At 59.5% G+C, this 12,390-nt stretch carries 13 protein-coding genes; 6 read left to right on the plus strand and 7 right to left on the minus strand.

Annotated features, from left to right (window positions below; translation table 11 throughout):
- Positions 1 to 6 precede the first annotated feature (6 nt).
- A complete protein-coding gene (locus N7E70_RS24955) occupies positions 7 to 2,280 on the minus strand; it encodes a NosR/NirI family protein (RefSeq protein WP_067967006.1) in 2,274 nt (757 codons plus the stop codon).
- Between the two features lie 260 nt (positions 2,281 to 2,540).
- Between N7E70_RS24955 and N7E70_RS24960 the strand changes: the two genes are divergently transcribed.
- A complete protein-coding gene (locus tag N7E70_RS24960; protein WP_067964959.1) occupies positions 2,541 to 3,383 on the plus strand; it encodes a ferritin-like domain-containing protein in 843 nt (280 codons plus the stop codon).
- An 11-nt stretch (positions 3,384 to 3,394) separates the two neighbouring features.
- Positions 3,395 to 3,592 carry a hypothetical protein gene (locus tag N7E70_RS24965; protein WP_067964961.1) on the plus strand — a complete coding sequence of 66 codons (198 nt, stop codon included), beginning with the start codon at positions 3,395 to 3,397 and terminating at the stop codon, positions 3,590 to 3,592.
- Positions 3,593 to 3,710: 118 nt separating this feature from the next.
- On the opposite strand, the gene N7E70_RS24970 is transcribed toward N7E70_RS24965, so the two are convergent.
- Positions 3,711 to 4,130 (minus strand): universal stress protein, encoded by a 420-nt coding sequence (locus N7E70_RS24970; protein WP_067967008.1) that lies wholly within the window; start codon positions 4,128 to 4,130, stop codon positions 3,711 to 3,713.
- 350 nt (positions 4,131 to 4,480) lie between these two features.
- Between N7E70_RS24970 and N7E70_RS24975 the strand changes: the two genes are divergently transcribed.
- Positions 4,481 to 4,924 carry a pseudoazurin gene (locus tag N7E70_RS24975; protein ID WP_067967011.1) on the plus strand — a complete coding sequence of 148 codons (444 nt, stop codon included), beginning with the start codon at positions 4,481 to 4,483 and terminating at the stop codon, positions 4,922 to 4,924.
- A gap of 92 nt (positions 4,925 to 5,016) precedes the next feature.
- Entirely contained in the window at positions 5,017 to 6,192 is a 1,176-nt protein-coding gene (locus N7E70_RS24980; RefSeq protein WP_067964963.1) for an NnrS family protein, read from the plus strand.
- A gap of 16 nt (positions 6,193 to 6,208) precedes the next feature.
- Here N7E70_RS24980 and N7E70_RS24985 read toward each other — a convergent pair whose 3' ends face one another.
- Together N7E70_RS24985 and N7E70_RS24990 are read right to left on the minus strand one after the other, a co-directional pair.
- The gene (locus N7E70_RS24985; RefSeq protein WP_067964965.1) at positions 6,209 to 6,478 is read right to left on the minus strand and encodes a hypothetical protein; all 270 of its coding nucleotides are present in this window, start codon (positions 6,476 to 6,478) and stop codon (positions 6,209 to 6,211) included.
- 50 nt (positions 6,479 to 6,528) lie between these two features.
- Entirely contained in the window at positions 6,529 to 7,275 is a 747-nt protein-coding gene (locus N7E70_RS24990; RefSeq protein WP_067964967.1) for a DUF1194 domain-containing protein, read from the minus strand.
- A gap of 617 nt (positions 7,276 to 7,892) precedes the next feature.
- On the opposite strand from N7E70_RS24990, the gene N7E70_RS24995 reads away from it, so the two are divergent.
- Positions 7,893 to 8,990: an MFS transporter gene (locus tag N7E70_RS24995; protein ID WP_246787003.1), complete on the plus strand. Its 1,098-nt coding sequence runs from the start codon at positions 7,893 to 7,895 to the stop codon at positions 8,988 to 8,990.
- On the plus strand, positions 8,899 to 9,171 hold the full coding sequence (locus N7E70_RS30950) for an MFS transporter (protein ID WP_246340997.1): 273 nt from the start codon (positions 8,899 to 8,901) through the stop codon (positions 9,169 to 9,171). Before N7E70_RS24995 ends, N7E70_RS30950 begins: the two co-directional genes overlap by 92 nt.
- Positions 9,172 to 9,450: 279 nt before the next feature.
- On the opposite strand, the gene N7E70_RS25005 is transcribed toward N7E70_RS30950, so the two are convergent.
- From N7E70_RS25005 to N7E70_RS25015, 3 genes are all read right to left on the minus strand, one after another.
- Complete coding sequence (locus tag N7E70_RS25005; RefSeq protein ID WP_310327998.1) at positions 9,451 to 10,365, minus strand: formylglycine-generating enzyme family protein; 915 nt, start codon at positions 10,363 to 10,365, stop codon at positions 9,451 to 9,453.
- Between the two features lie 65 nt (positions 10,366 to 10,430).
- Entirely contained in the window at positions 10,431 to 11,534 is a 1,104-nt protein-coding gene (nirK, locus tag N7E70_RS25010; protein WP_067964971.1) for a copper-containing nitrite reductase, read from the minus strand.
- 145 nt (positions 11,535 to 11,679) lie between these two features.
- Positions 11,680 to 12,387: a NapC/NirT family cytochrome c gene (locus N7E70_RS25015; protein WP_067964973.1), complete on the minus strand. Its 708-nt coding sequence runs from the start codon at positions 12,385 to 12,387 to the stop codon at positions 11,680 to 11,682.
- Positions 12,388 to 12,390: the final 3 nt, after the last annotated feature.

Consider the following 12,390-nt stretch of genomic DNA (forward strand, 5'->3'; position numbering starts at 1 on the left):
TTTCGCTCATGGCTGTTTCGTCGGCTCGGCTTTCCCCGGCGCTGGGGGAATTGGAGCGCCCCGATGGGTGATTACAGGCTTTGCAGGTCCGCGATCGTTGTCGCTGCGCAAGGAAGGCGACGAAAGCGCCTGGAACTTTTCGCGCTTCAGCCGCACCTGGATCATGTGCGGGCAGCGATGGTCGTCGTGGTAGAGTTCCTGGCAATGCATGCAGTAGATGCATTCGTTGACGTTGATCTGGCCTTCCGGATGAATTGCCTGCACCGGACATTCCTTGGCACAGCGCTGGCACGGCGAGCCGCAATCCGGATAGCGCTTGAGCCATTCGAACATCCTGATCCGGCCAGGGATGGCGAGCGCTGCGCCCAGCGGGCAGAGGTAGCGGCAGTAAAACCGCTCGACGAAAAGTCCGAGTGACACGATCGTCAGCGCAAAGATCACGAATGGCCATTCCCGCGCGAATTTAAGGATGATGGCCGTCTTGAACGGCTCGACCTCCGCGAACATTTCTGCCAGCGCGACGGAGTAGAAGGAGAGCCCGAACAGCCCTAGGAAGATAATGTACTTGATAGGCCACAGCCGCTCATGCAGCCCGAAAGGCACCTTCAGCTGAGGCACTTTCAGCCATTGGGCCAGATTGTTGGTTAGCTCCTGCAAGGCGCCGAAGGGACAAAGCCAGCCGCAGAACGGCCCGCGCCCCCAAAACAGCAGGCCTGCCGCGACCGACGCCCACAAGACGAAAACGAGGGGCGCGGAAAGGAAGAACTCCCAATTGAAGTTGGTAATCAGGGAGTTTGTGAAGGTCAGCACATTGACTACGGACAGCTGCGCATTGGCGTACCAGCCGAGCCAAACGAGCGTGAACAACAGAAAGCCGCGACGCACCCAGCCAAAAAGCTTCGGCCGCCGCACAAGCCAATCCTGGAAAAAGAAAATGGCGGTAAGGACAAGAAGCCCTAACACCGTGATGCCGATAGACACGGTGTTCATCTTCCACATCCTGACCCAGAGCGGCTCTTCGTCTGGAAATGTTCCGGCGCTGGCGTCAGGCTGGGCTGCGGGCGATGCGGCTGTCGAAGGCTGTGACTGAGCCACCGGCGGTGCCGGCGGCTCATTCACGGTCAGGTATTGTTTCGGCAGCGTATAGCCGACGTTGAAGGGAAGCGTCGCCTTCTCGCGTGCGCCAAAGCTGCGCTGCACCAGCAACTGCAGTTCCCAAGGCTCGGTCAGGTCCAGCGAAAACTCCGGCGGCACGACGAACAATGCGATCTCTCGCAGCCGCGGTGCGCCGGCCGCTGCCAGATCGCCGAGGCGGGAGTGATTGCGGTCGCGGAAGCGTACTCCTTGTCCATCCTGGAGGAGTTCGATCCGGTCGAAAATGCCTCCCCGGACGTATCCGGATCCCTTGAACGAATAGAGCCCGTCCCCGGCAACAACGATCGCCTGCTGGCCAGGCTTTAGCATCGACTGCATCCGCTCGAACCCGCTCTTGCCGAGCAGGCTGAGGCCTATCGACGGTACACTGACTGGAGCGATGTAAAGTTCGATGAAACGGTCGCCTGGAGTGTTCGATTCAGGCCGTGCGGCGGCCTGCGCCAAGCCAGCCTGCTTGAACGCCTCGGTAACTTCGCCCACCGACAGCTGCAGTTTTCGGACCGAGCCGTCCCCGACGAGAGCCTCCCAATCGTGGACTTCGCGTTTGGACAGGTCGAGCTTCGTCGTCGCAGCGTGGGCGGGAGCGGACGCCAGTCCTGCTTCCCCCAGTCTGTTGCTTCGGATCAGCTTAACCGCCGACCGCACGATGCTGTCGCCCATCACGAGCACGGTAACCGTTGCGCCGCTGACGATGTCCACCTGGGGCGGTCGCTCAGCGCCCGCTGCTACCCGCCCCATGTCCTTGCCTATGAGCGCGTTCAGCGCGGCGACCACCTTTTTCTCGGGGATGCCAATGAGGACGATGGGCTCCTTGTGGTCAACGAGCTTGAACCCACGGACAACGCCGTGCTTGTCAATGCCGACCAGGATATGGATCGGCTTGCCGGAATAGCCGACCGCGCTGGTGAAATCCGAATTGAGGTAGACGTACCCCAGGATGTCGTCGCCTCGATATACAGGGGCGAGCGGCGGCTCTCCTGCAAGTTCGCCGAACCGTTCGGCGCCCTGGAAGAACTCGCCGGGCTGCGCCTTGGGCAAGAATTCGGCAACCCGGCTCGCCGCTGAAGCGTCAGCCCGTTGCCCAAAAATAACGAAGGCGATTGCAGTAACTGCCAAGGCGGCCATCAAGGTTCTGGCGGCTGCCTTCTTGGCTTGGGGGAGAAATGCGCTTGTCACGATCGAATTCCGGTTCGGCCTAGCGACTTCGCCAAGGCTCGTCTTTTGCCCACGGGGTGGTTGCCCACGCGACGAGACTGCAACCGCATGCAGGTCGCTGGCTCGAGAGCGATAAAGACGGCTTAAGCCCGCGCGTCTTTGATCCAGCGCAAACTGAAGGTCAGCATCCCGTTCTAGGTTGTTCCAAAGTTCGTGCTGGGAGGAAGTTCATGTCGGTTCTGAAATGGGAGCCCTATGTGTCCGTCGATACGATGGACGAGCTAATCGCCCTCGCCTATGCGATGGAGCAGGAGGCCGCCTCGGGCTATTCAGAACTGTCTTCCAGAATGCGCAAGGAAGGCCGGACCGATCTCGCCGGCGTTTTTGACAGATTGGCCGCGGAGGAAAGGCAACACATCGACAACGTCACGCACTGGTCCCACCAGGTCAGCGGCAAGCAGCCAGAACAATCACGGATCAGTTGGCAGCTCTCCGACGTTTTCGACGATGAGGGAGCGGGAACCATCGCACCCGAGCTGCTGAACGGCTATCGGGCGTTCTCGATGGCGGTGCGCAACGAAGAGCGCGCCTTTGTCTTCTGGACCTACATGGCCGCGCGCGCACCGACAAACGAGTTGCGGGAGGCAGCGGAGACGATGGCGAGGGAGGAGCTGGGGCACGTAGCCACGTTGCGCCGGGAGCGAAGGCTGGCGTTTCACAAGCAGCGGACCGCATCCAGAAGGACGGCTTTCGCTTGGGACGAGATGGAGCTTCGGCTTTCCGAACAGCTTGAAGTCGCAGCTGCCCGCGGAACTGCCGCCGAGGGAACACGGCTGCGGGAGCTTGCGCGCCAAGCACGGATGCGCGCGGATAGCCTGGCGAGATCGCCGCTTGGCCATTCGCCCCTGCTGCAAAACACACCAAGCGCAGGCTCGCTGGGGATGGCGGCACTTTGCGAGCTGCTCCTGGACTGCTATCTCGATTTCGGCGAACGGCTTCCGACTGAATCGGAACGCAATCGCGCCCAGAAGTTCGCGGCTGCTACGGTTCACTGCCTTAGCGCGATCCGCTGACAGGACCAAAGATGGACAAATATGAGAAAGAGGCCCTCGATGCGGTCGACCGTTATCTCGACCTCATCAGTCCACCGAATGTAATTTCTGTCGTTGCGGCCGTTGCTGACATAATCGCCCAACTTCCGGCGAGCGGGATGGACGAAGCCCAGCTGCGACAGCTAATTGTTGCCCGCGCCGAAGCTCGAAACTTGGCGACAAATCAATAGCGCTTGGACGCGTCTCCTCAGAGAGGCGATAGCTATCTTTCGGCGCTCCGTGCAATGGCAGACCGCGCTGGCGCTTGGCGTCGGCGCGGCACTGCAGGCCTGGGTAGTTCGCACGGCTCTACCGTACGACAAGCACCGGAATCTTGGAGAGGTGGACAACTTCCGCGGTTTGGCTTCCGAGCAAAAGCCTGCTCACACCACGTCGGCCGTGGGATGCGATAACGATGAGGTTGCATCCCCGATCTTGTGCTGTTTTGACGATCGCTTCCGCGGGCGATGTATGCGACGCCAGCACTACTTCGATGGTCACGCCCATCTTAGCGGCCGCTTCTTTTGCCAAATTCAAGGCAGCATCAGCATGATGTTGCTGAGCTTCAGTCCATGACCCGATTGTAGCGGGGCTGTGCAGTGGGTAGGGCTCCGCCACCGTTATCACAGTCGCTTTGCTGCCAAGGCTCTTCGCTAACGTCAGGCCGTGGTCGACACCCTTCTGCGCAAGTTCCGAGCCATCCGTGGTTATGAGAATGTTCGTGTACAAAACTACCTCCACTGCTGCGGTTTTGTGGCTATCGTGCGTACGGCACTGTGTACCCCAAGAAGAAAAAATAGATTGATCTGTGTCAATCGTCTTGCGGGAGTCTTGCCCGTTACCCTCTGGGGGAAAGACGGTTCGCGTCGCGCGAACTACCATCCGCGAATTCCTTCTCCGAGGGGCCAAACCTCCCACAAACATCGAACTTCAACCGTCTTCGGTAGTTAGCCATCCCGAGGTCGCGCCACTTCCAAGGTTTTCTTGCCGAATTTGCGCAATCGCAAATTCCCTCGACGGCAATCGGAGTAGTGAGAGGCAACTGCTGACGCAGCCACAGATCGCTAGAAAGGCATATGATGAAATTCCTCCTCCACCTCACGACTGCCGTTTCGCTCTTCGTATTCGCTGGCGGCGCCAATGCTGCGGAACACGTGGTCCAAATGCTCAACAAGGGCGAAAAGGGCGCAATGGTCTTTCAGCCGAACTTCGTTCAGGCAGCGCCTGGCGACACAGTGAAGTTCGTGCCGACCGATAAGTCGCACAACGCCGAGTCCATCAAGGGCATGATCCCTGAAGGCGCCGCCGATTTCAAAAGTAAGATGAACGAGGAGATCACGGTGACCCTCGACAAGGAAGGCGTCTACGGGGTGAAGTGCACTCCCCACTACGGCATGGGCATGGTCGCCCTCGTGGTTGTCGGCCAGCCAGTCAACGCCGATGCGGCCAAGGCCGTCAAGCAGACCGGGAAGGCCAAGGCAGCGTTCGCCGAACTCTTCGGCCAGGCGGTAGCCGCCAAGTAATTACGCTCTCCTCCTGGCCTCAATTACCCTCGCTGAGGCCGACCGGGCGGACATTTCTTGACCGCCCGGTTCTTTTTTTGAAAGTCGCAAGAATGGGAATTCCAAGACTACGGTCCTACAAAGGACCAGCAATACTGTCGTACGGGTTCAGGCCATTCTTTCTGCTCGGGTCGTTGTACGCGGGACTCTCGATCCTGTTCTGGCTCCCGCTTTATGCTGGCCACCTTGAGACCTACAGCCTTCTGGCGCCACTGGACTGGCATGTTCATGAGATGCTGTTCGGCTATCTGGCGGCGATCGTCACTGGTTTCCTGCTCACTGCCATTCCGAACTGGACGGGCCGCCTGCCCGTTCAGGGATTTCCCCTCTTGGGTCTCGTGGTGATCTGGATCGCAGGCCGCCTCGCGGTGTTTTTCTCGTCTGCCATTGGCTGGCAAGTGGCGGCGATGGTGGACGCGGCATTCCTTGGCGCAGTGGCTCTGGCGGCCACCATTGAAATCGTTGCGGGCCGAAACTGGCGCAATCTGAAAGTGCTGCTGCCGCTGGCTATGCTTCTGGCAGCAAACGTATGTTTCCACCTTGAAGCTCATTATCTCGGCCTTTCCGACACGAGCCGACGGCTTGGCATGAGCGCCGCGGTGCTGCTGGTCATGATCATCGGCGGAAGGATCATACCGAGCTTTACGCGGAACTGGCTTGTCCGGCAGAATCCGGGACGCCTTCCCGTGCCTTTCAATCGCTTCGACGTGGTCTCTCTTGCAGTCGGCGCGCTTGCGCTCGCCTCATGGTGCTTCGCTCCAACCAGCGTAGTTACGGCCGTTGCGCTAGGGATGGCGGCCGCTTTGCAGTCGGTACGCCTGGCGCGATGGGCCGGTGACCGGACCATCAAGGATCCACTGGTCCTGGTCCTCCACCTCGCCTATGGATTCATTCCGGTGGGTTTCACTCTCCTGGCGGCTTCTATCGTGCTTCCCGAGAGCCTGCCTGTCGCAGCGGGGATACATGCCCTTGGCGGCGGAGCCATCGGCGCCATGACACTTTCCGTCATGGTACGCGCCACGCTGGGTCACACCGGGCGGCCGCTAAAGGCAGGACACGGAGCAGCTTTCCTGTTTGCGGCCATCATCGCGGCTGCAGGTTTGCGCATTGCGGCCGTCTTTCTCCCGGAACTCCATCTGATCGAGATCGCAGGAGCGGCATGGTCGGTCGCGTTCCTGGGATTCGCAGCGCTCTTCGGGAAGGCTTTGTTGCAACCCAAACTAACGTAACAGGTGCAGAGTTCCGCTACAGCAGCGTGACGCGGGTGTCGTCACCGAAATGGAGCACCCGCTTCAGACACTGGCTAAAGTAGTACTCCTCCATGAAGCGCCCTGAACGGTGGTTCCGGTCGATCAGCAGATCGATGAAATCGGCCTGGAGCTCGTTCCATCTGGCGAGAGCGTTCTCTCCTTGGTCGAGCTTCCGAGCGAATCCTTGATGGTTTATCGGCCGCAGGTACACGGATCGGATAGGGTAAGAACTGGTGGTTTTGCTACCGAATGCCGGAAATTTCATCCACAAGAATTCGAAAGAAGAGGTGCGAGGAGTGATCCGCGACCGGGACGTTACTCTCGGACGACGACCATTTCCTTGCTGGGTGGCCGGATCGACAGACTGATCTCAGCAACGAGTTTTCGGCGGAGCGCTGCCGCGTAGTCGGTTGTCGTGGATGGCGCGATGACAAATGCTCTCGGACCACCAATGACATTGTTGTCGAAATATTCGGTGAGATCGTAAACAACGCTGAGTATCATCTCGGGAATGGCGATTGCGTTGATTGTGTAACCCTTGGCAATCGCCCGCCGTCGGCTCACTGCAACGGGCAAGCCGTCATTGTTGGTGCCATTGGCCGAGATATCGATGACCTTGCTGGCGGCTGATCCAACGTAACTGTCGAGCAGCATACAGCCGAGATCGATGGCGAAGGAAATGGAGGTCGCGCACGTCTGTTCACATCCGAGGCCTCTATCGCCTTCCTTCAGGATGATCGACGCCACGGCTTGCGCATCCTTAAGGCCACAGACACTTGTCCACGGCACCACCGAACGCGCATGCCCAGAACTTGCCCATTCGACATAGGTTACTGCGATGCAACCGGTGCTGTTGCGGGTAATGGCTGCGACGACCTCGGGCGAAGAGATTGCTGCGGCATGGCCTTCGCGTTGCAGGTTGGCGGTGGCGGGATCGATGGATGCCGAGACGTCGACCGCGAACACAATCGCCGCATCAACGTCAGCAGCATTTGCCTGCGGTGTATAAAGCGCCGATGCAGCAAGCATCGCTCCCAGCGGGGCAGCGAGGTTCGCGCTCATTGTCAGGCACCGTCTGGAGGTGCGAAGAAGCAGTTTGCGTCTCTCTTGGTGGGATGAAGGCAGATGTGATAATCGCGTTCTCCCGACGCAATTTCGTTTCCATATGGGATCAGAAACGTCTGCCTTCGTGTAATCTGGCAATGATCGCCAGGGTAGAGGGTCACAACGAAGCCGTTCAGCCTTGTCTTGACCGCAGCGTAGGGTATTCGCTGGCAATCTCCCTCAATGGGGTCACCCCCGCAGCATGCCGGAGGATAGGTCCAACCGGTGTCGGCTCCGTGGGCTTGCGCCTGGTCGTGATTGATCGCCAGAACGAGGGCTGTCGCAACCGCAACTGAGCCTAAAAGGTTCCCGATTGCGTCTCTGGTACGAAACCGCACCACGCCCATCTGGCCCCCCAAATCCCTGAGGTGAACAGGACTAATGCTACGCCTCGCTTCGAGCTTATGACAGGTAGCCGAAAGAGCTAGGCGATCCGAGGAGTTCAACATCTAGATGTGCTATAAGACGCATCGTGTTGAGGACGAGGATGCATTCATAGCGGCAATGACGGTCGAAATCCCCCCACCTCCGCCCAACGCCACTCAGACGCGGGCTGCGAACTCCGGGATTGCGCAGTGATCCAATCATCTCCGCGGATCGCCCTCGGGCTCAAGCAAAACTGGCGGCAGTTTGCCCTGCTTGTGGTGATCAATGCCTTTGTCGGCGGCATGGTGGGCATTGAGCGCACTGTGGTGCCACTCATAGGTTCCGAAGTATTTGGCATTGCCTCGACGACATTAGTCGTCTCATTCATTGTCAGCTTCGGCGTGGTAAAAGCCTTCGCTAATCTACTCTCCGGCCAACTCGCTGACAGATGGGGGCGCAAGCGCGTGCTCATCCTCGGCTGGCTCTTTGGCCTTCCGGTGCCCTTCATGATCCTTTGGGCACCCAGTTGGAGCTGGATTATCGCCGCCAATGCATTGCTGGGAGTCAGCCAGGGACTGGCTTGGTCGATGACCGTGATAATGAAGGTCGACCTCGTCGGTCCCAAGGGTCGCGGCCTCGCCGTCGGCCTCAATGAGTTCGCAGGCTACTTCGCGGTTGGCCTGACCGCATTCCTCTCCGGGTACCTCGCGGGGCGATATGGTCTACGACCAATTCCGATCTATGTTGGCGTGGTGTACGCGGTTCTCGGGTTGGCCTTGTCGGTTCTGCTGGTGCGCGACACCCGCCCCCATGTCCAACTGGAAATGGCGAACCATCCAAAGGAAGAATCCCCTCTCAGCTTTCGGGAAGTGTTCGCCCTGACGACCTTCCGCGACCGCAATCTCTTTGCGGCCTCGCAGGCGGGGCTCGTCAACAACCTCAATGATGGTATGAGTTGGGGCATCTTTCCGCTCTTTTTCGCCGCCAACGGACTCGGCGTGGAGAAGATAGGCATCCTGAAGGCCGTGTACCCTGGGGTGTGGGGACTGTTTCAAGTGCTGACTGGACCGCTTAGCGACCGTTGGGGGCGGAAGGGTCTGATCGTTGCTGGAATGTGGGTGCAGGCAGTGGCACTCATGATGACAGCTCTCACCAGGGACTTCGGCTGGTGGCTGGTGGCTGGTGGCAAGCCTGTTGCTCGGCTTGGGAACGGCAATGGTCTACCCCAGCCTGATTGCGGCTGTTTCGGATGCCTCACACCCTTCGTGGCGCGCCAGGTCACTGAGCGTGTACCGCTTCTGGCGTGATCTGGGGTACGCCATCGGAGCGCTGTCGGCCGGACTTATCGCCGATACCTTCGGACTTCCTTGGGCCATAGGGTCGATTGCAGCGCTCACTTTTCTTTCAGGGGCGATTACGGCGCTGGTAATGCGGGAAAGGCTGACGGCAGTGGCCGATCATGTATCGGCCAACCATTCCACGGGATAGTTCAGGCCGCTTTTCGTTGCACCTCCGCTGCATAGCCTCCAAGAATGCCATTCCAGCCGTGCTCAGACTCGAAGGTCTGACGGGCAGCCTCGGCGGTGTCTCCCATATTCTCAAGTAGCCGATGCACAAGTTCCACTCTCGTGTATTGCTCGCTCTCTTTGAGGAAGCACGCCCCCAACGCCAAAACCCCCAAATCCCGCCGGAGTATAGAAAAACTGACTGGCTGCATTGTCAATGAACCACCCTGCGTGCGCCGGATCACGTGTTCGGCATGGGAAGTCAGGCGCCGAACATTTCGCGCCGTAGCCTCCGGATCTGCGCCTGGAAATCGGCTATGGTCATGGCAGCAGGCCGTTCCCGCACCAGCCGGAAGCCCAGATTGTCGGGCGGCAAGCCGACAGCACATCCACCGCTCTTTCCATCACGGATGAAGTTCGACATGTATGTCCGGTGGAATCCCTCGACGACATGAACACCGCAATTCTCAATAGACGTTTCGGCGGCCTTGCCGTCTGCGGCCATGGTGACACGAGCATAACATGTCGACGTCCATTCCCAGACGTTGCCCGCGATGTCTGCCACGCCCTTGGAGTTCACCCCAAAAGAGCCGCGGCTCCTCGGCACAGGGTCTGCTTTCCGCTCCAAGTCCACCTCCCGCTGGTAGCTCGACAGCCAGGCGCGAGCGGGATTCTGCGCGTCTTGTTCCAACGGTTCGATGTCGCTCCGAAACCGTTCGCTGGCGGCATGCGCCCATTCCTCATCAGTTGGCAACCGCCATGTCTCTCCGGTCGCCTCGGAATACCAGCGAGCATATGCCTCGGCGTCGAGGTAGCTCACTCCAGTGACCGGAACGTCGCCGCTTCCTTCAGCATCGGCTGCCTCGCAGGCGCCGAGGCTGACACAGCGCTCGTACTCGTCCAGGCTCACTTGATACTTCATGATTTCTAGTGGCTGACTGATGGCGACCCGCTTTCGCGGTGCTGGAACAGGGCGCTCGTTCATCAGAAATTCGCCAGGCTCGGCGTGCGAGAAGAGTCCAGGCGCGGCCGCGACGGTGATCGCTGCCGGAGTGCGAGCTTGGCTATGTTTCGGACCGTCAGTCCAATTCAGCAGGGCAACGGCTCCGGCCGTCATGATGGCAGCAGCGCTGCCGATTAATGTTAGCGTATTGACTGGCATGGTGGTGGCCTTCAACGAAACGCGACCCGCCGGGGGCAATCCGACGGGTCGCGCTCGCTTCCATTGTTCAGGTCCTGTTGTCAGTTCATCGGGATCGGTCTGGGCGCGTCGACCTGTTTCATCAGGTCGTCGTTCCACTCGCCTTCGACAGTGAAGTGAGCAGTCGCACCCAGTTCGACAGCTTCGATGAGATTGTGATTCACGTACGCGTAGACGCCGGGCTGAAGGAAAGTATACAGCGCAGCACCTGCGGATCCGCCACGGATGAACCAGGTCTCAAGGTCCTTTGCCGGAGGGTTGGCAAACTTGCCTTCTTCCCAGACATAGTCCCCATGCCCGCCGATCAAGTGCGGCCGGGTATCGCGATTGGCCTGCGAGTGGACGATCATGACGGTTTCGCCGACCTTCGCCGTCATGGCGTTCTTGCCCGTGAGGGAGCCGACCTTGCCGTTGAAGACCACGTGGGTCGGGATCAGGCCGCGCATGACCTTGAGCGTGTCGTCATAGCTTTCGCCGAGGGACTCATACTTCTTGTATTTGCCATTCTCGTCCCGCGGAATGTAGAACTCGTTCTCTCCGACGTAGAAGATCTTGTCGTAGCGAACGGGCTCGCCCTTTTCATTCTTCAGTCCTTCACGCGGCAGGACCATCACGGTCCCGCTCATGCCCGAAACCACGTGCCACGGGATCATGCCTTCCGGCGCGCAGTGGTAGACGAACGTCCCGGTGCGCGTGGCCTTGAACCGCAGCGTTACCTGCTCGCCTGGATTGACGTGCGTAAGCGCCCCGCCGCCAAGCGCGCCCGTCGCGGCATGGAAGTCGATGTTGTGGGGCATTTCGTTCGTCTCCGGATTGACCAGAGTGAGTTCCAGGTAGTCGCCCTCGTGCACGACCATCATCGGTCCGGGGATCGAGCCGTTGAACGTCATGCCCCTGAGCGTGGTGCCTTCGTCATCGATCACGATCGGCTTTTCTTCGATCTTCATCGTGAACTCGACGACCTTTGGGCCGCCGTTGGCCACCTGGTCGTGTTCATGGACGAAGGGCGGTGCAACGAGCGATACCTTCTGGCGAGGAAGGGCCGCGATGTCCGCGGTCTGTGCCTGGGCCGCAAAGGCAGGTATCGCGGCCGCCGCGGCAGCCGCTACGACTGCTCCGATGAGGGCTTCGCGTCGCGTGAACATTTAAATCTCCTTGTGAATGTCGTTTCGACAAGGAGAACGATATGACTGGTCCCGATCCTGCTCTTTGTTCTGGCGCAATCATCGCCGCCGCAACCATAGGGTGCGACAATTTCGACCGAAATCACGTTACGCCAGGGTCTGGTCGTCACTTCGCGAAGCTATGCGAAGCCGGGTGATAGCTCGTCATCAGGCGTTCAAGTTCATCGATCGCCGTGGATTGCGGCAGCTGTTGTCCCTCCAGCTCGGGCGGCACCTTCCAGCCCGGGTCGACGCCTTCCATGTTCGGAAGCTCGTGAGCGATGCCTTTGTGGCAGTCGATGCACGTCGCCTCGCCTGAAAGGAGGTAACGGGTGTGAATTTCGGCCGCGCGCGTGGTTTGTTTCGACAGGTCCATTGCCACGGAAGAATGGCAGTTGCGGCATTCAAGACTGTCGTTGGACTTCAGCCGCGCCCACTCATGCTGGGCGAGCTCGAGACGCATATCCAGGAACTTGCGCCTGGTGTCGATGGTCCCGAATATCTTGCCCCACACCTCCTTGGAGGCCTGCATTTTGCGTGCGATCTTGTCAGTCCATTTGTGAGGCACATGGCAGTCTGGACAGGAGGCGCGCACGCCGGAGCGGTTGGAGAAGTGCACTGTCCGCGTCAGCTCTTCGTACACGTTGTTCTTCATCTCGTGGCACGACGTGCAGAACTGCTCGGTGTTGGTTACCTCAAGCGCCGTGTTGAAGGCGCCCCAAAAAATGACGCCGCCAACGAAGCCTCCGAGGGTCAGAAAGCCCAGTCCGAGCGTTGCCGCCGGAGTGGTAAGAATGCCCCACGCCCAGAGAACGAGTTTCTTGATCCATTGCATCGT

Origin of the sequence: Aminobacter sp. NyZ550 (genome assembly GCF_025628925.2) — a bacterium.
Lineage (GTDB): Bacteria > Pseudomonadota > Alphaproteobacteria > Rhizobiales > Rhizobiaceae > Aminobacter > Aminobacter ciceronei.

What these genes read in the sequence shown, in the direction of transcription:
- N7E70_RS24960 (WP_067964959.1), top strand. Translation starts at nt 2,541, where the DNA reads ATGTCGGTTCTGAAATGGGAGCCCTATGTGTCCGTCGATACGATGGAC.
- N7E70_RS24990 (WP_067964967.1), bottom strand. Translation starts at nt 7,275, where the DNA reads ATGAGCGCGAACCTCGCTGCCCCGCTGGGAGCGATGCTTGCTGCATCG.
- N7E70_RS30950 (WP_246340997.1), top strand. Translation starts at nt 8,899, where the DNA reads ATGGTCTACCCCAGCCTGATTGCGGCTGTTTCGGATGCCTCACACCCT.
- N7E70_RS24985 (WP_067964965.1), bottom strand. Translation starts at nt 6,478, where the DNA reads ATGAAATTTCCGGCATTCGGTAGCAAAACCACCAGTTCTTACCCTATC.
- nirK (WP_067964971.1), bottom strand. Translation starts at nt 11,534, where the DNA reads ATGTTCACGCGACGCGAAGCCCTCATCGGAGCAGTCGTAGCGGCTGCC.
- N7E70_RS24975 (WP_067967011.1), top strand. Translation starts at nt 4,481, where the DNA reads ATGAAATTCCTCCTCCACCTCACGACTGCCGTTTCGCTCTTCGTATTC.
- N7E70_RS25015 (WP_067964973.1), bottom strand. Translation starts at nt 12,387, where the DNA reads ATGCAATGGATCAAGAAACTCGTTCTCTGGGCGTGGGGCATTCTTACC.
- N7E70_RS24955 (WP_067967006.1), bottom strand. Translation starts at nt 2,280, where the DNA reads ATGGCCGCCTTGGCAGTTACTGCAATCGCCTTCGTTATTTTTGGGCAA.
- N7E70_RS24980 (WP_067964963.1), top strand. Translation starts at nt 5,017, where the DNA reads ATGGGAATTCCAAGACTACGGTCCTACAAAGGACCAGCAATACTGTCG.
- N7E70_RS24965 (WP_067964961.1), top strand. Translation starts at nt 3,395, where the DNA reads ATGGACAAATATGAGAAAGAGGCCCTCGATGCGGTCGACCGTTATCTC.